Raw genomic sequence first — 23,201 nt, forward strand, 5'->3', positions numbered from 1 at the left:
CAACATTGTTATTCCGCTTTAACTCCTTTTTCATCAAAATATTTCTTCGCCCCTGGATGAAGCTCGATCGACATGCCGTCCAATGCATTTTCTAGCTTGATTTGTTGGGCTTTGGCATGTTTGACCTTATCCAAGTTTTCAAAAATCGCTTTGGTAATGTTGTAGACCGCGTCTTCCGGCAAATCCTCCCGAGCGACGAGCATCGCGCGCACGGCCACCGTCGGAACCGTTTCCGCTAGCTTATACGTGCCTTGAGGCACTTCGTCTTTCGCATAGTACGGATACTTCTCGATCAGCGCATTGATTTTGTCTTCAGCGATCGGTACAATCACAACTTCTTCCGTTGCTGACAAGCTTTCCACCGCTCCTGTCGGCGTTCCCGCTGTAATAAAGGCGGCGTCAATCGTGCCGTCTTGGATGCCGGAGACGGAATCATCAAACGACAAGTTGCGCGCTTTAATATCATCCAACGTCATGCCGTGAACTTCCAAAATTTGTTCCGCGTTTGCTCTCGTTCCCGAGCCGGCTTCCCCAACGGAAACCACTTTCCCTTTTAAATCTTCAACGGACTGAATGCCTGATTTTTTCGTGGTCACGATTTGAATCGTTTCCGGGTAAAGGGTCGCAATCCCTTTAACGCTTTCAATTTTCTCTTTAAACATGAGCTTTCCTTCCGTCGCATATGTCGCGATGTCGGTTTGAGCAAACGCAACTTCCGCATCGCCCGCATCCAAAATGGCCATGTTTTCCGCCGATGCACCAGAAGTGATGGCATTCGCATCAATGCCGGTTTCATCTTTGATAATGTCAGCAAACGCGCCGCCAAGCGGATAATACGTTCCACCCGTTCCGCCGGTAGCAATACTGAGGAATTTCACATCGCTGTCTTTCTTCCCATCGGCTCCTTCCTTCTCCGTCCCCCCATTACCATTTCCACAAGCGCCAAGCAACAGTGATAGAGAAAGAACAGCCACGGCACTTGTAAACCACTTTCGTTTCTTCAATCCTACCATCCCCTTTCTTTTTTCATCTCCTTTTACGATTATATTGTACAATCGATATTTTCACAACTATCATATTATTTCCATGGTTATTTTTTATCAGTTATCAACAAGTCTATTTTTCTTACTTTTTTATTTTATGCCGGTATAAATATCCCAAAGATCGCTTCTCCATGGTGCAGATTCATTAGAACAATGAACAGACTAGCGACAAGGGGGAAACCATTTCCGGTGAAAAAAGAAGAAACTTCGCCTCTGTGAAGAGTGCTCATTCTATGAATCTATCGCGGAGCAAAAGGGGGAGTTCTACACGTAGATGACTGAGAAACTCTTTCGTGCGTAAACCTCTCTCAACTTCTTCACGAAACAGCAGATGCCTAGCCGGCTATCCGCCGGCCAGCACACCTGCCTCATCCTTATTGGCCAATGCTTCGATATTTTCCTTCAAAAAATAAGAGCGGATCGCCTGGTTCATCTTTCATCACAATATGGGTCACTTCGCCGAAATAAAGCGTATGGTCGCCGGCGACGTACGTGCTGTGCACACGGCATAACACATTCGCCATCGCATCCGGCAAAATCGGGTGGCCGTCCACCCATTCAAACGCCACATCCCGTTCTTCCTTCAGCTGACCCGCAAACAAACGCGACAAGTCTTCTTGGTCGCGTGTCAAAAGATTGACCGCAAACTTCCCGGTTTGCTTGACGATGTCATGCATCCGCGCTTTATGGCCAATCGAGACGACCACCAGCTTCGGATCAAGCGAAACGGACATAAACGCGTTCGCCGTCATCCCTTTCACTTCCCCTTGAAATTCGGTCGTCACGACCGTCACACCGGTTGCGAATTTCCCCATCGCGTTGCGAAATGTGCGATCATCCATCAGTTCTCCCATCCTTTCCCTTTTCGTAAACTTCGTTTGCACAGCTAAAGGACAGAGCCTAAAGCGATGGCCGTCCCATCATTTCGATGTTATACGGCAAAGGCCCTCCTGATCATGGTAAATAAAGAAAGCAATCATAACCACTATCGTCCATGGCCCGCCGATCCGAGATACGCCTCGGCCACCCGCTCATCAACAAGCAGATCAGCGGCTTTCCCGTTTGCCACGATCCGACCGCGTTCGAGAACATACGCATAATCCGCCGTTTGCAGCGCAGCGCGCACGTTTTGCTCGACAAGCACAATGGCGGTATGAAGCTGGTCGCGCAATCGCTTCAGCAACTCCATCATTTCTTTAACGATGAGCGGCGCCAACCCGAGCGATGGTTCGTCAAGCAGCAACAGTTTCGGTTTTGCCATTAAGCCACGAGCGATCGCCAACATTTGCTGCTCCCCGCCGCTTAACAATCCACCTGGGCGATCAAGCATCGTTTTCAATTTCGGAAACAACTCAAGTACTTGCTCGTAATCGCGCTTTACTTCATGAAGATCGCGGCGATAGCGACGATAGGCCCCAAGAAGTATATTATCCTTGACAGACAAGCCATCAAAAATTTGCCGTCTCTCTGGAACAAGGCAAATTCCTCTTTCGACGACTTGTTCCACCTTTCCATACGGGAGCGGTTCATTTTCAAAGAGAATTTCCCCTTCCTTCGGGGCATAAATGCCGGCAATTGTCCCAAGCAACGTACTTTTCCCCGCCCCGTTGGCTCCGACGACAGCGACAATTTCTCCTTCTCTCACTTGCAGATCTACCTCTTTTAACACGTGCAAATGGCCATGATGCACATGGACGTTGCCAACTATCAACATGGCGCCGCCTCCTCTTCACCTAAATACGCCTTAATGACATCCGGATGGCGGGCGATTTCTTCCGGTGTCCCTTCGGCGATTTTTTGGCCGTAATCGAGGACGACAATTCGATCGGCGACCGACATGACCGTTTCCATATCATGCTCCACGAACAAAAACGTGATCCCTTGCTCCCTCATCGCCAACCATACATCAACAAGCTGCTTTGACTCTTGCGGATTGAGCCCGGCCATCGGTTCGTCAAGCAAAATGAGCGAAGGGCGGGAGACAGCAGCCCTGGCAATTTCCACAAGCCGCTGTATCCCATATGGGAGCGTTCCCACCTGCTCCATCGCCAAATCGACCAATCCGACTTGCTCGAGGCAGGCGAACGCCTCTTCCCGCGCCCGTTTCTCCTCTTTGACCGTATGCGGCAAGCGAAAACCGGCGCTTATGATCCCGCTTTTCAAACGCGGATGGTATCCGACCATCACGTTTTCCAATACGGTCATATCGGCAAACAGCTGCAAGTTTTGAAACGTTCTTGTCATGCCAAGCATCGCCAGCTCATCCGGCCGCTTGCCATTGACCGTCATTCCGCGAAAACGGACGACACCATCTGTCGGCGGAGTAATACCGCTGATGACGTTGAACAATGTGGTTTTTCCTGCCCCGTTCGGCCCGATCACAGCGACGATGTCTCCTTTTTTCACCCCAAATGACACACGTTGCACCGCCTGAACCCCGCCAAATGATTTGGACAATTGTTCGACTTCCAACAGCATGGCGCTCATCCGTTCCCTCCCCCTATCGAACGCGCCTCATGGCGTTCGGTCGTTGCTGTTGTTCCTGTCTGACTTCCAGCCGTTGTTCTAAATCGTTTCATTCCCTTTTGCACGGCGCCTGTCAATCCGCTAGGCATGTAAATAAGCATGATAATAAGCAGCAAGCCAAAAAAGACGATTTCAAACTCCCCGCCGGCATCCGGCATCAATATTGGAACGACCGCTTTTAGCCATTCGCCTAAGCAAACATAAACAGCAGCGCCAACAAGGCCACCCCATACGCCCGCCGTTCCGCCAATGACGACCATAATGAGAAAATAAATCGAAGGAACGATACCAAATAAGTCCGGGTTGATAAACGTCACATAATGGGCATACAAACTGCCGGCAACCGAAGCATACATGGCGCTAAGCATAAAGATTTGCAGCTTGTATTTGGTGATGTTCACCCCAAGTGAACTGGCCGCCACTTCGCTTCCGTGAATCGCCCGCAGCGCCCTTCCGACCCGAGAGCGGACGATGTTATGGGCAAACCATAAACCGGCAAGGACAAACAGCCAAACAAGGTAATAAAACTGAATATCGGTCTGCAAGGACATCCCCAATACGCTAATCGGCGGAATACCAAAAAAGCCGTTTAACCCTCCGGTGATCGCTTCCCACTCCTTAAACAGCGTAAACATAATGACACCAAATCCTAACGTCGCCAAGGCTAAATAATGCTCACGCAACCGAAACACCGGGATACCCACGACAAACGCCACCAAAGCGGCCAATACCGCCCCAACTGCCATCGCTAGCCAAGGCGGCCATCCTGCATGAGCGGTCAAATAGGCAGACGTGTAAGCGCCGACACCATAAAAAGCGGCTTGGCCGAGCGAAATTTGCCCAGCGTATCCCATCAACAGCGTCATCCCTGTACTGACTAGCGCATAGACCCCAATGATAATGAGCGTGCTCAACAAATAATTGTTTCCTGCCACAAGCCAAGGGAAACCAAGCCAGGCGGCCACCAAAACGAGCAGCACTAGCCGCCTTCGTCCACCTTTGATCCGTTCATCCCGCTCCAACGCCATCCCTCCTTATACCCGTTTCCCTGTCATTTTCGCAAACAATCCATTCGGCATGACAAAGAGCACAAGCAACAGCAACCCGAAACTAACCGCGTCTTTATATCCAGAAGACAAATACCCTTCGGCAAACGATTCGAGCAAGCCGACAAGAAACGCGCCCGCGATCGCGGCCGGAGCGTTCGTCAATCCACCGACAACAGCCGCGATAAATGCTTTCAACCCGATCATAATCCCCATATCATATGAGGCGCCGGAGATCGGGGCGATGACAATCCCCGCCAAAGCACCAAGTCCCGCGCTGACCGCAATGGCGCCAAGGGACATTTTGCGGATGTCAATGCCCATCAGACGAGCAGCAAACGGATTGATCACACAAGCGGTCACCGCTTTCCCAAAATACGTCCGGTGAAAGAACAAGTGTAACCCGATAAAACTAGCGAGCGAAATGACGATCGCCCAAACGCTTTGCCATTGGAGCACCGCCCCAAACATCGAAAGCGATCCACCCCCAGCAAACGGGCGCAAGGCATACGGATCCGTCCCCCAAACAAGCAAAGCGATCCCGCGAAAGACAAATGATGCGCCGATCGTAATAATAATGAGCACGGCGACAGACGAATGACGCGCCGGCTGAATCGCCAACCGCTCAAACAGTCCGCCGATCACCATCGCAGCCATCATGCTCAACCCGATGGCAAGAACAAACGGCACGCCGCTGTTGACCAACGCAATACAAATCAGGGCGCCTAACATCGCGAAATCACCTTGGGCCAAATTCAAAATGCCGGTCACACTGTACGTAATGACAAATCCAAGCGCCACTAATGCATAAATGCTGCCGATCGTCAGCCCAGAAAACAGCAGCTGCACAAACTGGCTCCATGCTTCCATCAGCTTTGTCCTCCCCCATTGGCTAGGTGAAACAAAAGGGAATTAGCATCCTAATTCCCTTTCACTTTCTTAATCCTCTGCCAGTACGAATTTTCCATCTTGAATCTGTACCATCACCAAACTGTCAGCATCCAGCCCGGTATGATCGTCTTTCGACATCCGGAACACACCTGAGATGCCGACAAAATCCGTTGTCTTTTCCAACGCTTCTCGTATATTTTCTTTGTCGGTTTTCCCTTCTTTGATGGCGTTCATCAACAGATGGAACGCATCCCAAGCATGCCCGCCAAATGTCGTCGGTTCATAGTTGTACGTTTTCTCAAACTGTTCTTTATAGGTTAATAGCGTCTCCTTTTGTGGATCGCTGTCCGGGAGCTGATCAGCCACTAAAATACGCCCAGCAGGGAGAATGACGCCGTTCGCCGCTTCGCCAGCCAAATCGATAAAGCTTTTTGTACCAACACCGTGGCTTTCAATAATCGGCACATCAATGCCCAACTCGCGGATATTCTTCGTCACAACTGCTGATTCTTGCGCTGTTCCCCAGACGACGATCGCCTGTGGATTGGCTTTTTTCACTCTTGTCAACATCGCCTTTGCATCGTCGACTGTCGCCTCAAATTCCTCTTCAATCACAGCTTTGACTCCGTACTCCGGAGCATAGTGCGCAAATTCGCTATGCCCGCTTGTGCCATAGGCATTGGCGACGTTGAGCCAGGCGATGCTTGTCCAGCCTTTTTCTTTCAAAAAGCTGAGCAGTTTCTGAATGACGATGTCATCTCCTTGGGCTGTTTTGAATGTCCAATGGCGTGAGGACCCATCGCTTGGGTTGACGATTTGTTTACTTGCTGCGAGGGAAATGTACGGAATGCCTGCCTTTTCGATGAGCGGGATCATAGCTAGGGAGTTGCCACTGATCGTGCCGCCAATCAGCGCCGTCACTTTGTCTTGCTCGATCAGTTTTTTCGTGGATAATACGGCCTCGTTTTGGTTGGACTTGTCATCATAGGCAATCAACTTGATTTTCTTTCCATCTATACCGCCTTGTTTATTCCATTGCTCCACCAACATTTTGACAGTCTCCATTTCCGGTTTGCCGAGCGGGGCCGCTCCTCCGGAAGCAGAGAAAATGGCGCCAATTTTGATTTCATCCTCAGTTCCGGATGTCGCCGTCTTTCCGCAGGCGGCAACCAAAAGAACGAGCAATGCCGCCAAACAAGCATACACCCTTTTTCTCATCGTCTTTATCCCCCCTTTTTAATTGAAATCGCTTCCAATCAAATCAACCTTCCTTCCGCCAAGCGCTCCTGCTTGGCGGAAGGAAGTTAACGCCGCCGCAAAAATGCTTCGATGGTGTTCATTTTATGTTGGCGCGCATACTGCTCCACCTCGTGCGGCGGTGCTTGTTCGCGTAACAGGCGAATCATTTCCCGATGTTCTCCAATCGAAGCTTTCGCCCGCTGCGGGACGAGGGTGAACCCGTAAGCGCGAATGCGCTTCATGCGCTGCCAAATTTGCTTGATTTGCTCTTCTAAATACGCATTGCCACAGTGCGAATAAATCAAAGAATGGAACGCATAGTTCAGCTCGCTGAACCGTTCCAGCTCCAGCTCTTCCAGCGCTCGCTCCATCTGCTCGTTCAACTGTTCCAGCTGCTTGATCGCCTCCTTCGTTAGTTTAGCGGAGCCGAGCGCCGTCGCATAGCCCTCTAAAACCGCCAACACAGACAAGGTTTCCACGTATTCTTTCTCGTTAATCGTGCTGACAACGGCGCCAGCATACGGCTTAAACTCGACCAATCCTTCCGCCTCAAGCTGGCGGATCGCCTCGCGCACCGGGATGCTGCTTAACCCCAACTCGCGAGCAATTTGATCGATGACGACACGATATCCTGGCCCGTAGGCGCCGCTTTCGATGTGGGACAAAATATACTCATACGCCAACTGTGTCTTGTTTTTCGCTTTTGCTTCCATACGTTTATCATATACCATGCCATATATGTTCGCTAGCAGTTATTTCTGTTCGACCGATAAGGCGGATGAAGGCTTCGTTTTGCCGAATGAAGGAATCGGCGGGTCGCCGACGGCGACATGGACAACTTGCACTTCCGTGTAAAAGTCAAAGCTGTAATGCCCGCCTTCTCGGCCGATGCCGCTATATTTTGTCCCACCAAATGGAATGCGCAAATCGCGGACGTTTGGCGAGTTGACCCACGCCATCCCGCTTTCGATCGCTTGGGCGACGCGGTGTCCACGCTTCATATCGTTCGTCCAGACGTATGCTGCTAGCCCGTATTTCACATCATTTGCCAACCGGATCGCCTCTTGTTCATCAGCAAACGCCATGACCGCCATCACGGGGCCAAAGATTTCTTCTTGCGCCACCTTCATGCGATTATGACAGCCAAGCAGCAGCGTCGGCGGCACGAAATTGCCTTTTTCCAATCCTTCCGGCACGCGTGCGGCGTAAACGTCCGCTCCTTCTTGCTTGGCGATCTCAATGTAGCGGTTCACCCGCTCCCAGTGGGCGCGATGAATGAGCGGACCCAGCTCGGTCGCCGGATTCATCGGATCGCCGATGACGATTTGATCGACGCGCTGTTTCAGCCGTTCCACAAACTCATCATATATCGATTGTTCCAACAACAATCGCGAATTGGCGGTGCACCGTTCGCCATTGAGCGAAAACACGCCCCACACTGCCGCATCGAGCGCCCGTTCCATGTCCGCGTCGGCAAAGACGATGAGCGGTGACTTGCCGCCAAGTTCCATCGACGTTTTCTTCAACGTCGCGGCACTGTTGCGGATGATTTCCATGCCGGTTGTCGTCTCCCCGGTGAAGGATATGAGGCGCACGTCCGGATGGGCAACAAGCGCAGCACCCGCTGTCTCACCAAATCCATGCACAACGTTGAACACTCCGGCAGGCAATCCGGCTTCATCGATGATTTCTGCCAGTTTATTAGCCGTCAACGGCGACCACTCAGCCGGTTTCAAGACGACCGTATTGCCGGTTGCGAGCGCCGGGGCAACTTTCCACGTCTCAAGCATAAACGGCGTATTCCATGGTGTGATCAGCCCCGCGACTCCGACCGGTTTATAGACCGTATAGTTTAAAAACTGTCCATTGACGTGATACGCCTCACCGACAAGGCGCGTTTTTACCATTTCGGCGTAAAAACGGAAGTTTTCCGCCGCACGGGCAGCCTGTTTTTTCGCTTGGCTGATCGGAATGCCGGTGTCGAGCGCCTCTAAGTAGGCGATCTCTTCTTTATACCGTTCAATCAACTCAGCGATGCGAAGCACGTAACGAAGCCGCTCCTCGACCGGCATCGTCCGCCACGGGCCGCCATCAAACGCGTCCTTCGCAGCCCGGACCGCCGCATCGATATCTTCTTTGTTCCCTTCCGCCACTTGGTTAATCGGTTCATTCGTAAAAGGGTTTATGTTGTCAAAAAACGCGCCGTTCGCACTTTCGACAAACTGCCCATTAATATAATGAAGCACGTTCGGTTGCGTTGCCATTCGTCTCCCCCTCTGCTACGGCGTTGTTCGATAACGCGCATGAATGTTGTTATGCTTGTACGTCCCCGCCTCGCTGAATTCATATAACTCGAGCGACAACGCCAAATACCGCTTGGCAAACAGCGGGGCGAAATGGTCTTTCATAATCGCAAACAGTTCATCGCCGACTGCTTTTTTCACTGCCTCTGGGCGACCGGCACCGATTTTCAGCGTCCCATGCACAAAAGCATCATCATGGGAGCCATCCGCCACACAATACTCATGAAGCCGGATGGCTCGTGAACGGATGCCGCCGATCGGAAACCAATCGCTCCGGCGTATCAATGCTTGATTGATTTTCGTCAGCAAGCCGCGAATGTCGGCCTCTTCGCCAAGATTGTCCGTATATTCCAAAACAAAGTGCGGCATCGCGCTTCCTCCCTTTCGTTCTGAAAAGGCCCCGTGCTCTTTAACTGAATGGTTCGCGCATCGTTGGATGCTGGTTATTCAATGTAATTGATGAGCCGGCCGATACGCTCAATTTCCGCGACGACTTCATCGCCGGGCTGAACGTTCACCGCCCCTTTCGGTGTGCCGGTCAAAATCAGATCGCCTGGCGCGAGCGTCATAAAACTCGTAATATATTCAAGCAAATATGGAATGGAAAAAATCATATCGCCTGTATATCCTTCCTGCACGAGCGCTCCATTGACATACGTCCGCAACGCCAGCGCCATCGGATCGCCAACTTCCTCATGGCTGACAATCCACGGGCCGAGCGGCGTTGTTCGGTCACGGTTTTTAACGCGAAAATTCGGTCGGTAGTAATTTTCCAAGTAATCGCGAACAGCGTAATCGTTGGCAATCGTGTACCCCCAAATGTAATCATACGCCTGTTCTGCCTTCACTCGACGAGCCGGGCGGCCGATGACCACGGCGAGTTCGCATTCGTAATGCATCATGTCAACCCCTGCCGGCCGGACGGTGCGGCCGCGGTGGCCGATTAGCGTGTTTTTCCCTTTGAAAAAGAAAAGCGGCTCTTTCGGAACGGCAAACGACAACTCCCCGGCATGATCCGCGTAATTCAACCCAAGCGCCACGATCGTGCGCGGCTCGACCGGGGGAAGCCACATCACCTCATGCTCATCGACGATCGTTCCATCCGGCAGAAGAAGGCGGCCGCTGTCAAGCGGCTCGGCTTCGGTCACCGTTCCGTTCCACGCGACGCGCGCCTGCTTCATTCCCCTTCTCCCCCTTCTTCGGCAACGATCGGATTTTCCAACGCGCCGATCCCGTCCATTTCGATGCGCACCACATCCCCTGCCGAAACGAGCGGGGCGTCGGCCGGCCAGCTGAAAAACAGCACATCGCCCTGCTCAAGCGTCATAAACTCGGTCACGTCCGCGAGCCATTGTTCAGGCGGGCGCCGAAAACGACGGAGATCGACGCATTGAACAAGACGGCCGTTTACATATACGCGTGCCGCCAACGACGACAGCGGCACGGTTTCCTCTTTTGGCACCACCCATGGACCGATCGGAGTGAACCCGTCGCGCGCCTGCTCCTTCACCGCCGGGCGGTACAGCTGCTCATGCGGGATGGACAAATCGTTTACAATCGTATAGCCGAATACGACATCGAGCGCCCCCTCAGGACGGACGCGCGCGGCCGTCCGCCCGATGACAAGGCCGATCGCTGGAGCGGTGCGAAGCCGGTTGACGCCGGACGGGAGAACGACCGGCCTCCGATGGGCGTTGATCGTATTGGCCGGCTTCATATACAGCACCGGACCTTCCGGTGGCTTCCGATACGGCGGGGCGGTCATCGCCTCGGCCATCGCCTCCCATTCCCGTCGATCATTGAGCGCCACCCCATACACGGCACCGACTTCCGGCGCATCCCACTCCCATTCATCGATGCGCGATGTTCGTCTGTCCAACGTCACCGTCCCGCCGCGCCAGTCCACTTCCGCCTCAATCGAATGCCGCCGTCCGGCCAGGCGCAGCCGCACATTCACGATCGCCTCTCTCCCTTCCATCGCGGTAATCAACGTCACAGCCTCTCCATGTCAAGACCGGTGGGCGCGCCGCCCGCCTTCCTTCAGGCGGAACAGCCGGCAACGCTTATTTCGCCGGCTGCTGTGCCGCCTCAGTCAACAACCCATATTTGACGAGCGTGCGGCGGATTTGTTCCTGGTGCTCTTCACTCGGCAAATCAAGCGGCAGACGAAGCTTCGGGGTGATTTTTCCCAACATGCCAAGCGCTGCCTTTACCGGTCCTGGGTTCGTTTCAATAAACAGCACATCATTGAGCTCCATCAGTTCAAAGTGAAGGTCTTGCGCCCGCTTGACGTCGCCGTCAAACCAAGCATCATGCAGCTCGGCTACCTTCTGCGGCACCACGTTGGCCGTTGCGCTGATCGAACCGGCGCCGCCGATCGCCAACATCGGATAGCACAACAGCTCGATGCCGGAGAACAGTAGAAAATCGCGCCCGCAATGCCATAGCACCCGATTGACATGTTCGAAATCTTTGTTGGACTCCTTCACCCCGATAATGTTCGGGCAGTCCTCGACGAGCCGCGCCAACGTTTTAACTTCCAAATTGACCGCCGTACGCCCTGGGATATTGTAGACGATGATGGGAATGTCAACCGACTCAGCCACCGCCTTAAAATGCTTATACAGCGCCTGCTGGGACGGGCGGTTGTAATACGGGACGATGACCATGGCGGCATCGGCCCCAATCTCTTGCGCAAATTTGGTCAACTCGATCGTTTCTGCATGGTTCGTCGAGCCTGTCCCCGGCACGAACGGCACGCGCCCGGCGACCGCCTTTTTCGCTGTTTCCATCACTTGTTTTCGCTCGTCAAGCGTCAGCGAGCTCGGTTCGCCGGATGTTCCCGTCACCGAAATGCCGTGTGTGCCGCTTTTTATATGCCAATCAATGAGCGACGTCAACGTGGTCAAATCAACGTTTCCTTCTTCATCAAACGGCGTGACGACCGGCGCAATCGAGCCGCGCAGCCGCTCTTTCACCTCGCGGTATGCCATCCCCCTTGCCTCCTAATGGACTGATTTTTCAGAATCTTAATCACATTATACAGAATAATATATATCAAATCAACTATAAAATCATATATGATTTTTGTTAGATCAAAAAGGTCGGTTTCACTTTCTGCAACGTCGGTTCGTTCGGTTCAATCGGTTCGCCGCTATGGACGTCCAACATGTCCGACGCCTCTTCAAACCAACTATCCGGCGCCGCATGCCCCCAAAACGTCTGACGCCGCGGATCGTCCAAATCCCAGCGAATCGGCGGAAAATCCGGATCGCTCGTCAAATAATCACCGTTATACAACTCGATTCGATGGCCGTCCGGGTCACGCAAATAGACAAAGAACGCATTGGATAACCCATGCCGCCCCGGCCCCCGTTCAATGCTGGAGCTATATCCCGATGCCGCCAGCACATCGCACGCATGAATCAGGCTGAGCGGATCCGGCAGCCAAAAACCGATATGATGAAGGCGCGGACCTTTCCCGTTCATGAGCGCCAAATCATGGACATTTTGCTTCCGATGCAGCCAAGCCGCCCACAGCTTGCCATCCTTTGTTTCCGTATATTCTGAGCAGGCAAAACCTAAACCGCGGACGTAAAAATCGTATCCTTTCTGGACATCCGTTATTGCGCAGTTGAAATGGTCAATGCGTTGGACGCGGGCACCGCGATACAAGTCATAGCGCTGCAACAACCGCTCGGTTTTCTCCATATGCGCGAAAAACTCAAGCGGCAGCCCTAATGGGTCTTGGACGCGAAACGCCCGTCCGATGGCACGCTGCGAGCCGTCCTCAAGCCATCTCGGGTTCAGCTGTTGCGCCGCAAACCATTCGTACAGCGCTTCGAGTTCTTGCTCGGAACCGACTTTGTAGCTAAGTGCTTCAACCGCCGGACGCGACGCTTTTTTCAGCACTAAGCTATGGTGGTGATATTCTTCCAACCCGCGCAAATAGATATGCTCACGATCCGCTTCCGTCACGACAAATCCAAGCACCCGTTCGTAAAAGTCACGCGACGCGGCCAAATCAGTCACATGCAGCACCGCGCGAGCACAACGAATGATGGAAAACGTCATTGTTCCTCTCCCCCTCTAATCAATGATCGCTGTTCAACGGAATCGAAACACTTTTTTTCGTACGCAAAAATTCTTGCACAAACTGTTTATACGACTCTTTTTCATAGCCGTCGAAATAGGCCATCCCCATCCGCACGGGGTCACCGAAAAAGTAATATTCATAGTGCGTCTGCCGCGCACCGAACGCGCTCATCGTCAAATCCCAAGCCAGCCGGAACAGTTGGACACGTTCATAACCGTCCACCGTCGCCCCTTGCATTGCCCGGCGGACGATGTCCCCAATTTCTTCATGTTCAAAATCTGCTTCCGTCGGAATCGCCATCAAGCCGGACGCCCCTAAAATGCGGATGATTTCCACCAAACGCGGATACACGCGCGGATACCAGTTGCGCGCAGCATCCAAAGCGGCAAAATCCGGTGTCATCGTTCCCCAACGATCTGGCTTTGCGTTATGCTCAGCCCGGTACAAGTGGCTTTTCATCGTTTCGAGAGCAAGCATGATTTCCGCCCCTTTGTCCTTCACATGTTGAAACTCACCAATGCCGATTGCTTCAATGAGACAAAGGGTAACCCCAAGCAAAAACTCCGTTTTGACGATGTTTTTCGCCACAACTTGATGGGACATATGAACGACCGCATTCGTTTCACGGAACGTCCGGTTACAAATCGACGAATTGCCGCAAACAAAGACGCGCTCCCATGGCACAAACACGTTTTCAAACGAAACGATCGCATCGCCTTCTTCAAATCGAGACGCGAGCGGATGATCCCACGTGCTGCGCCCGTAATCGAACGCCTCGCGGCAAATGAACTTCACCCCCGGCGTATTGTTCGGGATGGCAAAGGCGAGCGCATACGGATCTTCACCGGCTGTCGATTTTTTCACCGTAGACGGGAACACTAAAATTTCATCTGTGATTCCACCTTGCGTCGCCAACAGACGGATACCGCTGACGATGATGCCGTCTTTTCGCCGTTCCACCAAATGGAGCGGCACATCGGCGTCTTTTTGCTCGTGAAGCGCCTTGGCGCGGTTCATTTGCGGATGGATGAGCGTATGGGTCAAGCTGATGTCATTTTCCCGCGCATATTCATAATAGTTTCTCGCATTCTCGGCAAACATCGGGTCGTCTTCGGCAAACAAATCATTGGCGATGCCCATCGCCATCACTTCGGCGTTTAAGTAATCCGGCGAGCGCCCCATCATTCCGGCCGACATCCGCGCCCACTCTTGCGTTGCTTCGCGGCGGGCGATGAGCTCATCGATCGTGGTCGGCTGGATAAACGTCATCCCGACCAACTGTCCGGTTGTCGGCGACCGATACAACATCTTGTCCGGCTTTTCATATTGCCGGTCGTACAGCGCCGCCATGGAGCGAACGACATTGCGAAACGCCGGGTGGACGGTGACATCTTCGACTTTTTCCCCATGAATGTACACGCTGCTTTTCGCCTGCTTCAGCCTCTCCATATACTGATTTCCTGTTTTGGCTGGCATTTTCATTCCTCCCATTTTCAAGTATAATAGATGAAGTAAGCGCTATCATTCAGAATGTTCAAAATTAATATAACATATGATTTCATATATGAAAAATACAAAAAGAATCAACTATTCTATATGAAAAATATATAGAAGCGGTAGAGAAAGGAGACACGGACATGATCGATGTGAAACAGCTAAAATACTTCGTTACCATCGCCGAAGAGGGACAAATCACGAAGGCGGCACAAAAACTTCATATCGCTCAGCCGCCGCTCAGCCAACAGTTGAAGCAACTCGAAGAAAAGCTCGGCGTCCCATTGTTTGACCGGAAAGCGAAAAAAATGGAACTCACCGCACCGGGCAAATTGTTTTACGAAAAGGCGAAACAACTGTTGCACCAGCTAGATGACGCCATCGCGGAAGTGAAAGAAATCGAAACAGGGGCAACGGGAACATTGGCTGTCGGCTGCGTCAAATCGTGCTTTTCCTATTTGGCTCAAACGATCCGCCAATTCCACGAACAGTTTCCGAACGTCACGTTTCATCTTCGCGAAGGAGATACGTTTTCCATTTGCCAGCTTCTTCAAGAGCGGCACATTGACATCGGCATTGTCCGCCTACCGATCGATTCGTCTCATTACGACATCATTCCGCTGCCAAGCGACCGTTATGTCGCCGTCTTGCCTGAGCATTGGGCATTGAGCCGCTCTTCCTTATCGATGCGCGATTTTGCAGAGTGGCCGCTCCTCCTTCTTCACCGTGTACACGGTGCCGGACAGTACGAACGGGTCGTCGAGGAATGCCGCCGTCATGGGTTTGAGCCAAACGTTCTATGCGAATGCCCGGATGCAACCATTTTGCTTTCCCTTGTCGCCCAAGGCATGGGCGCTACCATTGTGCCACAGTCAACCGTTTCCTTGTTTCGTCTTCCTGGCATTCGCGTCCTCCCAATTGTTGACTCATCAATGAAAGCAGAAGCCGCCGTCATCATCGATCGACAGCGCTATGTGCCCAAAAGCGTCCATCATTTTCTCAACCTGTTGCAACAAACCGTCGCCATGCCCATCATGAACGAAAAAAAGCAACATGTGTGAAACGAAATGAGGCAGAGAGGAGCAATCGAGATCCGATGCCAAGTGGGAGAAAGCCAACTGCCGAGGGAATGCGCATGGTCATACCGTGGGATCGATGCGCATAGAAAAAAAGAGGGGCTCGTGTATATAGGGGCCCCTCGATCCGTCCATGCCTAAAGATGGTGATGGATGAGCGCAAACAGCTTTTCTACAACCCAGCCGAACGCATCAGCCGCTTGCCAATGTCCAAAAAGTCTTCCATGGAAATGCCAGGGGCAAATTCTTCCGGCACGGCATCCAAATCTGGAATCGTTCCTCCTTGCGGGGCGCCTTCCACCACTTCTAGCGGCTGTCCGTCACTCGGATGCGTCCCATGCCAAATGCGGGCGATCTCCTTGTAATATCGATCGCTGAACGTATACAAACGGCGATGGAGGCCTTGGTCTTCATATTTGCGCGCTTCATCGAACGCCCGGTTATCTAACTTCGGGATCGGCAACATCTTCTTCACATCAACGCCAGTCGCCACTTCCAATGCTTTCGCATACGCTAAAATATGAACACCGCCCCGCACCAACAAGTAGCCGATCATCTCACGGGCAGTCGGATGGTTCGTCATTTCATACACGCGCATTTTATGCGTGCGCGCGCCGCATTCCAAGAAAAAGTTATGAAGCAAATCCAAAATCAAGTTGCCACTGTTGAACACATACTCTCCCTTCCACGGATTGCCCATGGAATCACCAGGAAAGGCGGTTTGCGCAGTGGCGATGAAATGATACGAATTGCGTTTGTCTTTTGCCTCTCTCATCGGTGTACAATCGGGATCGCCGGGATGGGTGGTCCCAGTCAAACAAAGGTTGATCGTATTGGCGACAAGCTCGACATGGCCGAATTCTTCCGCCGTAATGCTCGCCACCAGCTCGTAAAACGGGCGCAGTTTTGATTTTTGCCGAAAGTTGAATGACTGAAACAAATAATTGTTCAACGTGGACATTTCCCCAAAGCGGCCGCCTAGCAGCTCTTGAACAGCGGCCGCCGCATTCGCGTCTGCGTACTTCGGTGGCGGCAATTCGATGGCCAACCGATCAATCCTCTGAAACACCACGGTATGCTCCTCCTTTCCCCACGTCGCCAAGGTGAACGGAAACGACTTGCGCCAAGCGAATATAATACACCTTTTGATGAGCCGTAAGCACGAGATGATCCGGCTTGACGTCTCTCAACGTGCCAAGCAGCGAATTCCGAGTCGTTTCCACTACCACCTGTTGACCGAGCAGTGATTGAAGAGCATGATATACATAAGGATCAATGAGCGAAACGAGCTGAGGGGACGCATACGGTTGGTTCATGCGCTGTTCCTCCTTATAAACTAAAGTAAAAAATCGTTCCTCTTTATACGTATGAAGCCCCACCGAAAACATGACAACAACCAAGCCCGGTCAAGCAGCGCGTTACGGGGCGTTTCGCATCAATGACACGACAAAACAGTAAATATAAAAAAGCCTCTTCATCCGCAAAGGAAAAAGAGGCTTTCTTTGATGCGTTTTTTCGTGTGTATGCCTTAATGAACCTTTCTCATTTGTAGAAGCGGGAGCGGCTCATCATTCCTATCTTTAAGTCGTTGCATATTAGTTGAAGGAACATAGAGGAAAGATATACTAATCATTAGATAAAAATCATTCTTCAGAAGGGGATGGCTGATGACAACGATTTATGATTATCTAGTAAAAAAGCCTAATGGTGAAATCTTATCCATGGAAACATACCGAAATAAAACGATGTTAATTGTGAACACAGCAAACCACTGCCGTTTTACATATCAATTTGAAGATTTACAAAGATTGTATAAAAAGTTTGCCCATCAAGGATTCGTGATTTTAGGTTTTCCAAGCAATCAGTTTGCAGAGCAAAATCCTGAAAACGGCCAAGAGACGGCAACGATGTGTAAAGTCAAATTCGGTGTAACGTTCCCTATTTTTGAAGTGATTGATGTCAACGGAGAACACGCCCATCCGCTTTTCCAATACTTAAAAGAACAAGCAGATTGTCGCGAGTTCGGTGTTAATTTGGAAGAGAAAATGCTGAAAACGAAAATTCAAGAAATCAACCCATTCTTCCTTGACGGCAAGAACATTCGTTGGAACTTTACCAAATTTTTAGTGGATGCCAACGGACAAGTCCTGAAACGATTTGAACCTACAGATTCCATCATCGATCTCGAACATGCGATTGAAGAGGCTTTAAAAGCAGCTGCGAATGCCTAACGCATCATAAACCGGAATGTCCAAAAAAGAGCGAATGAAGAAAACGACGGATGTTCTCCATTCGCTCTTTCTTTTTTCTACAGTGAGAGATCCGTTTTCTACAGTGAGAGATCCGTCGCTTTCGAGAAATAGCTTCAAAATCAAAAAGTGCCAAAACCCTTAATCAAGGATTTTGGCACTTACGACATCAAATGAATGGAGACGGTGGGAGTCGAACCCACGTCCAGAGGCATCGCCACTTAAGCATCTACGAGCGTAGTCGGTATATTTTGCTTCGCCGTTCGTTCCGCCTACCGACAGGCCTCCCGACGGCTAGCCTGGTTCGTCTCTTCCCTCGTCCTCAGGCGGCGGATTTGGGCGTAGCCCGCTTCATATGAACCCCTCGGACGCCACACGGGCGATGGCGGGAGGAGCTAGCTGCAGCAATTAGGCAGCTAAAGCGTAGTTTTCTTTGCCAGTTATCTTTAGGTGACGTTTTTACGAGGACGTCCCCCTCGGCTCGCCGCTTAAGCTCGACCTACCCCTGTCGAATCCGGATCGTCCCCGCGGTTGCGAAGAAAGATCGGAGCTTAAGCATGAATCACTGGCTTTCGTACTCTTATTATATCATGGCTGAGCGCATTTTCAATGGAAATATGCGCTAAATTTTTTGCCGCTCACGGAACGCCCGCTCGATTTCTCGCTGCGCTTCTTTCCGCTTCATGTCTTCGCGCTTGTCGTATTTTTTCTTCCCTTTGGCGACGCCAAGTTCCACTTTGGCAAAGCCGTTTTTGATATACAATTTCAGCGGTACGAGCGTATACCCTTGCTCTTTCGTGTAGCCGATCAGTTTGTTGATTTCGCGGCGGTGCAGGAGGAGCTTGCGCGTCCGCAGCGGATCATGGTTGTAGCGGTTGCCTTGTTCATACGGACTAATATGCATATTATGGAGAAATACTTCCCCTTTTTCCACTTTGGCGAACGAATCTTTTAAGTTCACCCGTCCGTTGCGGATCGATTTAATTTCCGTCCCTTGCAAAACAAGCCCCGCTTCATACGTTTCTTCAATAAAATAATCATGGCGCGCTTTTTTGTTTTGCGCGATGACTTTTCCTTCCCCTTTTGGCATGAACGTCCTCCTCCTCATTTGTAGCGCTTTTATTGTACCAAAAACGAAAAAGAAGGAAAAGCCGCCTGCTCGGCTTTTCCTCACCGTTTTTTCTTTTTCTTCTTTTTCGCTTTGGCATTGCGGCCAGCGTTGTTCTTTTTCGCTTGTGCCTTTGCTTTCTTTTGCTTTTTCCCTTCAATGACAACCGGTGCCGCTTTCGCTTTCGGCGGGCGGCGCCCTTTCATGCCGACGATTTCAAAATCAACGATTCGTTCGTCTTTGTTGACGTTAATGACGCGGACGGTAATTTCATCACCGATGCGGTACATTTTCCCCGTCCGCTCGCCGACCATGGCATAGTTGCGCTCGTCGTAACGGTAATAATCGTCCGTTAAATAGCTGACGTGCACCAACCCTTCGATCGTATTCGGGAGCTCGACAAACAAACCGAAGTTCGTGACGGAACTAATGATGCCGTCAAATTCCATCCCGATTTTATCTTCCATAAACTCTGTTTTCTTTAAGTCATCGGTTTCACGCTCAGCCTCGACGGCGCGCCGTTCCATGTTGGACGCATGTTCGGCGATGTCAGGCAGCTTTTCCGCCCATTTTTGCTGGGTGTCAGGATCCATCTGTCCGTTAATGAGATACGTCCGAATCAACCGGTGGACGATTAAGTCCGGATAGCGGCGGATCGGGGACGTAAAATGGGTGTAAAACTCGGTGGACAAGCCATAATGGCCAAGGCTTTCCGCGTCATAACGGGCTTGCTTCATCGACCGGAGCATGACGGTGGAAATGACCATTTCTTCCGGTTCGCCGCGCACCGCTTCGAGAATTTGCTGCAAGGCGCGCGGATGGATTTGGTTGCCCGTCCCTTTGACGACATAGCCGAAGTTCGTAATGAATTCCAAAAAGCGCTGCAGTTTCTCCGGCTTCGGATCCTCATGGACGCGGTACATAAACGGCACGTTGAGCCAATGGAAATGCTCGGCGACCGTTTCGTTCGCCACCAACATAAACTCTTCAATGAGCCGCTCGGCAACGGATCGCTCGCGCAAAACGACGTCATATGGCTTGCCGTTTTCATCAACGAGCACTTTCGCTTCTTTAAAATCGAAATCGATCGCCCCGCGCTTCATCCGCTTCGTTCGCAAAATGTCGGCGAGCTCAGCCATGAGTTCAAACATCGGCACAAGCGGCGCGTATTTTTCACGCAACGCCTCATCTTTATCGACCAAAATTTTATTGACGTCAGAATATGTCATCCGTTCCGTCGTGCGGATGACGCTCTGGAAAATGTCATGACTGACGACTTCGCCTTGCGGGGTGATTTCCATTTCACACGATAGCGTCAACCGGTCGACTTTCGGGTTGAGCGAGCAAATGCCGTTCGACAACCGGTGCGGAATCATCGGAATGACACGATCGACCAAATAGACGCTCGTTCCGCGTTCGTACGCTTCGCGGTCAATCGGCGAGCCTTCTTCGACATAATGGCTCACATCGGCAATATGGACGCCCAGTTTATAGTTTCCGTTCTCAAGTTTTGTCACGGTCACCGCATCGTCCAAGTCTTTCGCATCTTCGCCGTCGATGGTGACGATCATCTCACCGCGCAAGTCGCGGCGCCCCTCGAGATCCTTTTCCGTAATCACATCAGGAACACGATTGGCATGATCGATGACATCATCCGGAAACTGAAGCGGTAAGCCGTGCTTATAGATGACCGATAAAATATCGACGCCCGGGTCGTTTTTATGGCCAAGAATTTGGACGACTTCCCCTTCGGCGCTCATTCGTCCTTCCGGGTATGATGTGAGCCGGACGACGACTTTATGCCCTTCGACCGCCCCGTTCGCCGCATTTTTCGGGATGAAAATATCGTTGACGATCCGCTTATCATCGGGGATGACAAAGCCGAAATATTTGCTTTCCGTATATGTACCGACGACTTCTTTCACCCCGCGCTCCAAAATGCGGACGATCGTCCCTTCGCGGCGCGCTCCGCCGGACTCGGATTGGACGCGTACGAGCACCGTGTCGCCGTGCATGGCATTTTTCAGCTCCGACGGCGGGATGAAAATGTCGTCCATTCCCGGTTCTTCCGGCGTGACGAAGGCAAATCCTTTCGCATGGCCAGTCACTTTACCGCGCACGAGATTCATCCGTTCAGGCACACCGTAGCGGTTGCTGCGTGTCCGAACGACAAGCCCTTCCTCTTCCATGGCGACAAGCGTTTTAACGAACGTTTTAAATTCGTCCGCCTCCGTGATCCCAAACGCTTCTTCGAGCTCTTGAACTGTCAGCGGCTTGTACGCCTCGTCGCGCATAAACGTTAAAATTCGTTCGGCCAATGCGTGATCCATCGGCCCTCTCCTCCTTTCCGTCGTTACCAATCTAACGACTCAAGAAACGCATAAATATCTTCATGCAACTGCTCTTTTTCTTGATCAAGCGTAATAACATGACCGGATTGTTCGTACCATTTGATTTGCTTGACCGGCGATTCAATTTCGTTATAAATGATGTTGGCGCTGTCCGGGTTGATCATGTGGTCATGGCGCGCTTGAACGACAAACGTCGGCGCGTAAATCAAATCCAGTTGCTCGCGCACATCGGCGATCAACGCTTGCAGCGCTTTTAATGTTTTCATCGGCGTTTGTTTGAACCGTTCCATTTCCTGTTCGATTTGTTCTGCCGATTTTCCTTCCCGTTTTTTATATTCGCGCGCATACTCAAGCACACCTTCATACATCGTTTCTTCGCTTTTGATGTACATCGGTGCGCACATGGTCACAATTCCTTCTATAGGTACAGTGTAACCTAATTTTAAGGAAAATACGCCTCCAAGCGACAACCCAGCAACCGCGATTTTTTCATATCCTTTGTTTTTCAAAAACTGATAACCGTTCATCACATCTTGCCACCAATCGTCCGGACCGGTATGGACGAGCTCTTCCGGCGGCACGCCATGCCCTTTGTAAATCGGCGCATGGCACGTGTAGCCTTTTGATTCGAGAAAGCGTCCGAGCATCCGAACATCAGCGGAGTTTCCGGTAAATCCATGCAAAAGCAAAACGGCACGCTCACCGGCTTCAAAGAAAAACGGTTTTGGCGGAACAATTTTCATCATCGTTCTCCTTCCTCTCTAGATGAAATAGAAAAGGCAGCCCGTTTTTGTAAGGACCGCCCCCCGCTTTTCGCTTATGATGGTTGGACATATGCGACGAGAATCGTCAGCACAAAAAACAAAATGGCCAACACGACCGTCACGCGCTGAAACACTGCATCAAGCCCGCGCGCTTTCTGTTTGCCAAACAGCTGCTCGGCACCGCCGGTAATCGCCCCCGACAGCCCAGCACTTCGGCCTGACTGCAACAACACAATCGCAATCAGCGCAATCGATACAATGACAAGCAACGTCACAAGCAAGGCATGCATGCCTGACACCTCCAACGACCTACGTTGCAATATTTTTACTATACCATACATTATCGTTTGCAGCAACTGCCTCACCTGTCTCCGCCTTGAATGGCACCAATTCATTTGTTGTGAAACAAAGAGACCATTTCGTTGCTCTTCACTTTCATCTGCTAGTGGATCATGATCCCCGCCTAACAATCGCCTTTTCCGATCATTCCAAACATCAAGGCGTCTATAATGAAAAAATGTCGTTTTGTGCCACGTTCTTGATGAAATTCACCGCCCTCTAACGCTCTCCCATCCGTTATCCTTAAGAGCATGGCATGAACGTTGGTGTTCATCCTCAAAATCAAGTACAATGAAAGAAAAAACAGCGATGGAGGGATTCCTAATGGCAAGGCCAGACGAACGAGTCGTCATTGCGATTGACGGCTATCAATTTAAACGAGCACGCGAGGCGAAAGAAGGGAAAATTTTCGTCACCTCGCCAATCGGTTCGAATTTTACGTTTGATGTGAACGTCATGCGGAAACTGATTGAGGCGATCGATCGTGATCCGGCACTCGCCGAGCGATTCGGGCTTCCTGCCACAGAAGCAAATGATTGAGCGATACATAGAAGAAGGTGTCCCAAAAAACGGGACACCTTTTCCTATTCTGAAAACCAACCGTTTCGTCCTCTTTCCTGTGAAGTGCAGACACGTTGAGTCATTCCTTTTAGAGGTAAAGGCGAACGTTTGCCCA

At 51.3% G+C, this 23,201-nt stretch carries 24 protein-coding genes and 1 other RNA gene; 3 read left to right on the forward strand and 22 right to left on the reverse strand.

The window, feature by feature from the left end:
• Window positions 1-8 precede the first annotated feature (8 nt).
• From NSQ22_RS16125 to hpaB, 15 genes are all read right to left on the reverse strand, one after another.
• Window positions 9-1,013 carry a TAXI family TRAP transporter solute-binding subunit gene (locus NSQ22_RS16125; protein WP_171355346.1) on the reverse strand — a complete coding sequence of 335 codons (1,005 nt, stop codon included), beginning with the start codon at window positions 1,011-1,013 and terminating at the stop codon, window positions 9-11.
• Window positions 1,014-1,417: 404 nt separating this feature from the next.
• Window positions 1,418-1,885 (reverse strand): flavin reductase family protein, encoded by a 468-nt coding sequence (locus tag NSQ22_RS16130; protein ID WP_008880258.1) that lies wholly within the window; start codon window positions 1,883-1,885, stop codon window positions 1,418-1,420.
• Window positions 1,886-2,028: 143 nt separating this feature from the next.
• Window positions 2,029-2,757 (reverse strand): ABC transporter ATP-binding protein, encoded by a 729-nt coding sequence (locus tag NSQ22_RS16135; RefSeq protein ID WP_008880263.1) that lies wholly within the window; start codon window positions 2,755-2,757, stop codon window positions 2,029-2,031.
• On the reverse strand, window positions 2,751-3,530 hold the full coding sequence (locus tag NSQ22_RS16140; protein ID WP_078172662.1) for an ABC transporter ATP-binding protein: 780 nt from the start codon (window positions 3,528-3,530) through the stop codon (window positions 2,751-2,753). The genes NSQ22_RS16135 and NSQ22_RS16140 overlap by 7 nt, the downstream gene beginning before the upstream one ends.
• Entirely contained in the window at window positions 3,527-4,597 is a 1,071-nt protein-coding gene (locus tag NSQ22_RS16145) for a branched-chain amino acid ABC transporter permease (RefSeq protein WP_171355348.1), read from the reverse strand. Before NSQ22_RS16145 ends, NSQ22_RS16140 begins: the two co-directional genes overlap by 4 nt.
• Window positions 4,598-4,603: 6 nt before the next feature.
• Window positions 4,604-5,485, reverse strand: coding sequence for a branched-chain amino acid ABC transporter permease (locus NSQ22_RS16150; RefSeq protein ID WP_008880266.1), 882 nt, complete (start codon window positions 5,483-5,485; stop codon window positions 4,604-4,606).
• A 69-nt stretch (window positions 5,486-5,554) separates the two neighbouring features.
• Entirely contained in the window at window positions 5,555-6,724 is a 1,170-nt protein-coding gene (locus NSQ22_RS16155) for an ABC transporter substrate-binding protein (protein WP_008880267.1), read from the reverse strand.
• Between the two features lie 86 nt (window positions 6,725-6,810).
• Window positions 6,811-7,458: a GntR family transcriptional regulator gene (locus NSQ22_RS16160; RefSeq protein ID WP_035499355.1), complete on the reverse strand. Its 648-nt coding sequence runs from the start codon at window positions 7,456-7,458 to the stop codon at window positions 6,811-6,813.
• Between the two features lie 39 nt (window positions 7,459-7,497).
• Window positions 7,498-9,009 carry a 5-carboxymethyl-2-hydroxymuconate semialdehyde dehydrogenase gene (gene hpaE, locus NSQ22_RS16165; RefSeq protein WP_081157323.1) on the reverse strand — a complete coding sequence of 504 codons (1,512 nt, stop codon included), beginning with the start codon at window positions 9,007-9,009 and terminating at the stop codon, window positions 7,498-7,500.
• A 15-nt stretch (window positions 9,010-9,024) separates the two neighbouring features.
• A complete protein-coding gene (locus tag NSQ22_RS16170; protein WP_060476234.1) occupies window positions 9,025-9,417 on the reverse strand; it encodes a 5-carboxymethyl-2-hydroxymuconate Delta-isomerase in 393 nt (130 codons plus the stop codon).
• Window positions 9,418-9,491: 74 nt separating this feature from the next.
• On the reverse strand, window positions 9,492-10,229 hold the full coding sequence (locus tag NSQ22_RS16175) for a fumarylacetoacetate hydrolase family protein (protein ID WP_339263844.1): 738 nt from the start codon (window positions 10,227-10,229) through the stop codon (window positions 9,492-9,494).
• A complete protein-coding gene (locus NSQ22_RS16180) occupies window positions 10,226-11,026 on the reverse strand; it encodes a fumarylacetoacetate hydrolase family protein (protein ID WP_035498469.1) in 801 nt (266 codons plus the stop codon). The genes NSQ22_RS16175 and NSQ22_RS16180 overlap by 4 nt, the downstream gene beginning before the upstream one ends.
• Window positions 11,027-11,111: 85 nt before the next feature.
• On the reverse strand, window positions 11,112-12,041 hold the full coding sequence (gene hpaI, locus NSQ22_RS16185; protein WP_008880273.1) for a 2,4-dihydroxyhept-2-ene-1,7-dioic acid aldolase: 930 nt from the start codon (window positions 12,039-12,041) through the stop codon (window positions 11,112-11,114).
• Between the two features lie 97 nt (window positions 12,042-12,138).
• Window positions 12,139-13,122 (reverse strand): 3,4-dihydroxyphenylacetate 2,3-dioxygenase, encoded by a 984-nt coding sequence (hpaD, locus tag NSQ22_RS16190; RefSeq protein WP_008880274.1) that lies wholly within the window; start codon window positions 13,120-13,122, stop codon window positions 12,139-12,141.
• A gap of 19 nt (window positions 13,123-13,141) precedes the next feature.
• Window positions 13,142-14,620 (reverse strand): 4-hydroxyphenylacetate 3-monooxygenase, oxygenase component, encoded by a 1,479-nt coding sequence (gene hpaB, locus NSQ22_RS16195; RefSeq protein WP_008880275.1) that lies wholly within the window; start codon window positions 14,618-14,620, stop codon window positions 13,142-13,144.
• Window positions 14,621-14,781: 161 nt separating this feature from the next.
• Between hpaB and NSQ22_RS16200 the strand changes: the two genes are divergently transcribed.
• Window positions 14,782-15,699: a LysR family transcriptional regulator gene (locus tag NSQ22_RS16200; protein WP_008880276.1), complete on the forward strand. Its 918-nt coding sequence runs from the start codon at window positions 14,782-14,784 to the stop codon at window positions 15,697-15,699.
• 187 nt (window positions 15,700-15,886) lie between these two features.
• Here NSQ22_RS16200 and NSQ22_RS16205 read toward each other — a convergent pair whose 3' ends face one another.
• On the reverse strand, window positions 15,887-16,783 hold the full coding sequence (locus NSQ22_RS16205) for a manganese catalase family protein (protein ID WP_011888165.1): 897 nt from the start codon (window positions 16,781-16,783) through the stop codon (window positions 15,887-15,889).
• Complete coding sequence (locus tag NSQ22_RS16210; RefSeq protein ID WP_008880278.1) at window positions 16,767-17,030, reverse strand: YuzF family protein; 264 nt, start codon at window positions 17,028-17,030, stop codon at window positions 16,767-16,769. Before NSQ22_RS16210 ends, NSQ22_RS16205 begins: the two co-directional genes overlap by 17 nt.
• 351 nt (window positions 17,031-17,381) lie before the next feature.
• Between NSQ22_RS16210 and NSQ22_RS16215 the strand changes: the two genes are divergently transcribed.
• On the forward strand, window positions 17,382-17,945 hold the full coding sequence (locus NSQ22_RS16215) for a glutathione peroxidase (protein ID WP_008880279.1): 564 nt from the start codon (window positions 17,382-17,384) through the stop codon (window positions 17,943-17,945).
• A 193-nt stretch (window positions 17,946-18,138) separates the two neighbouring features.
• Here NSQ22_RS16215 and ssrA read toward each other — a convergent pair.
• The 5 genes from ssrA to secG form a co-directional block, all read right to left on the reverse strand.
• Window positions 18,139-18,490: a transfer-messenger RNA gene (gene ssrA / locus NSQ22_RS16220) on the reverse strand.
• A 95-nt stretch (window positions 18,491-18,585) separates the two neighbouring features.
• Complete coding sequence (gene smpB, locus NSQ22_RS16225) at window positions 18,586-19,053, reverse strand: SsrA-binding protein SmpB (protein ID WP_008880280.1); 468 nt, start codon at window positions 19,051-19,053, stop codon at window positions 18,586-18,588.
• A gap of 80 nt (window positions 19,054-19,133) precedes the next feature.
• Window positions 19,134-21,401, reverse strand: coding sequence for a ribonuclease R (gene rnr / locus NSQ22_RS16230; protein ID WP_060476238.1), 2,268 nt, complete (start codon window positions 21,399-21,401; stop codon window positions 19,134-19,136).
• Between the two features lie 23 nt (window positions 21,402-21,424).
• Window positions 21,425-22,165, reverse strand: coding sequence for a carboxylesterase (gene estA / locus NSQ22_RS16235; RefSeq protein ID WP_008880282.1), 741 nt, complete (start codon window positions 22,163-22,165; stop codon window positions 21,425-21,427).
• A gap of 74 nt (window positions 22,166-22,239) precedes the next feature.
• A complete protein-coding gene (gene secG / locus NSQ22_RS16240; protein ID WP_008880283.1) occupies window positions 22,240-22,476 on the reverse strand; it encodes a preprotein translocase subunit SecG in 237 nt (78 codons plus the stop codon).
• A 373-nt stretch (window positions 22,477-22,849) separates the two neighbouring features.
• Between secG and NSQ22_RS16245 the strand changes: the two genes are divergently transcribed.
• Window positions 22,850-23,065 (forward strand): hypothetical protein, encoded by a 216-nt coding sequence (locus NSQ22_RS16245; protein WP_008880284.1) that lies wholly within the window; start codon window positions 22,850-22,852, stop codon window positions 23,063-23,065.
• Window positions 23,066-23,201: the final 136 nt, after the last annotated feature.

This window comes from Geobacillus sp. FSL K6-3411, from assembly GCF_037965715.1.
GTDB lineage: Bacteria > Bacillota > Bacilli > Bacillales > Anoxybacillaceae > Geobacillus > Geobacillus thermodenitrificans.

Excerpts from the sequence above, each read along its gene's own strand:
- NSQ22_RS16125 (WP_171355346.1), bottom strand. The coding sequence starts at position 1,013 with ATGGTAGGATTGAAGAAACGAAAGTGGTTTACAAGTGCCGTGGCTGTT.
- NSQ22_RS16130 (WP_008880258.1), bottom strand. The coding sequence starts at position 1,885 with ATGGATGATCGCACATTTCGCAACGCGATGGGGAAATTCGCAACCGGT.
- NSQ22_RS16135 (WP_008880263.1), bottom strand. The coding sequence starts at position 2,757 with ATGTTGATAGTTGGCAACGTCCATGTGCATCATGGCCATTTGCACGTG.
- NSQ22_RS16140 (WP_078172662.1), bottom strand. The coding sequence starts at position 3,530 with ATGAGCGCCATGCTGTTGGAAGTCGAACAATTGTCCAAATCATTTGGC.
- NSQ22_RS16145 (WP_171355348.1), bottom strand. The coding sequence starts at position 4,597 with ATGGCGTTGGAGCGGGATGAACGGATCAAAGGTGGACGAAGGCGGCTA.
- NSQ22_RS16150 (WP_008880266.1), bottom strand. The coding sequence starts at position 5,485 with ATGGAAGCATGGAGCCAGTTTGTGCAGCTGCTGTTTTCTGGGCTGACG.
- NSQ22_RS16155 (WP_008880267.1), bottom strand. The coding sequence starts at position 6,724 with ATGAGAAAAAGGGTGTATGCTTGTTTGGCGGCATTGCTCGTTCTTTTG.
- NSQ22_RS16160 (WP_035499355.1), bottom strand. The coding sequence starts at position 7,458 with ATGGAAGCAAAAGCGAAAAACAAGACACAGTTGGCGTATGAGTATATT.
- hpaE (WP_081157323.1), bottom strand. The coding sequence starts at position 9,009 with ATGGCAACGCAACCGAACGTGCTTCATTATATTAATGGGCAGTTTGTC.
- NSQ22_RS16170 (WP_060476234.1), bottom strand. The coding sequence starts at position 9,417 with ATGCCGCACTTTGTTTTGGAATATACGGACAATCTTGGCGAAGAGGCC.
- NSQ22_RS16175 (WP_339263844.1), bottom strand. The coding sequence starts at position 10,229 with ATGAAGCAGGCGCGCGTCGCGTGGAACGGAACGGTGACCGAAGCCGAG.
- NSQ22_RS16180 (WP_035498469.1), bottom strand. The coding sequence starts at position 11,026 with ATGGAAGGGAGAGAGGCGATCGTGAATGTGCGGCTGCGCCTGGCCGGA.
- hpaI (WP_008880273.1), bottom strand. The coding sequence starts at position 12,041 with ATGGCATACCGCGAGGTGAAAGAGCGGCTGCGCGGCTCGATTGCGCCG.
- hpaD (WP_008880274.1), bottom strand. The coding sequence starts at position 13,122 with ATGACGTTTTCCATCATTCGTTGTGCTCGCGCGGTGCTGCATGTGACT.
- hpaB (WP_008880275.1), bottom strand. The coding sequence starts at position 14,620 with ATGCCAGCCAAAACAGGAAATCAGTATATGGAGAGGCTGAAGCAGGCG.
- NSQ22_RS16200 (WP_008880276.1), top strand. The coding sequence starts at position 14,782 with ATGATCGATGTGAAACAGCTAAAATACTTCGTTACCATCGCCGAAGAG.
- NSQ22_RS16210 (WP_008880278.1), bottom strand. The coding sequence starts at position 17,030 with ATGAACCAACCGTATGCGTCCCCTCAGCTCGTTTCGCTCATTGATCCT.
- NSQ22_RS16215 (WP_008880279.1), top strand. The coding sequence starts at position 17,382 with ATGACAACGATTTATGATTATCTAGTAAAAAAGCCTAATGGTGAAATC.
- smpB (WP_008880280.1), bottom strand. The coding sequence starts at position 19,053 with ATGCCAAAAGGGGAAGGAAAAGTCATCGCGCAAAACAAAAAAGCGCGC.
- rnr (WP_060476238.1), bottom strand. The coding sequence starts at position 21,401 with ATGGATCACGCATTGGCCGAACGAATTTTAACGTTTATGCGCGACGAG.
- estA (WP_008880282.1), bottom strand. The coding sequence starts at position 22,165 with ATGAAAATTGTTCCGCCAAAACCGTTTTTCTTTGAAGCCGGTGAGCGT.
- secG (WP_008880283.1), bottom strand. The coding sequence starts at position 22,476 with ATGCATGCCTTGCTTGTGACGTTGCTTGTCATTGTATCGATTGCGCTG.
- NSQ22_RS16245 (WP_008880284.1), top strand. The coding sequence starts at position 22,850 with ATGGCAAGGCCAGACGAACGAGTCGTCATTGCGATTGACGGCTATCAA.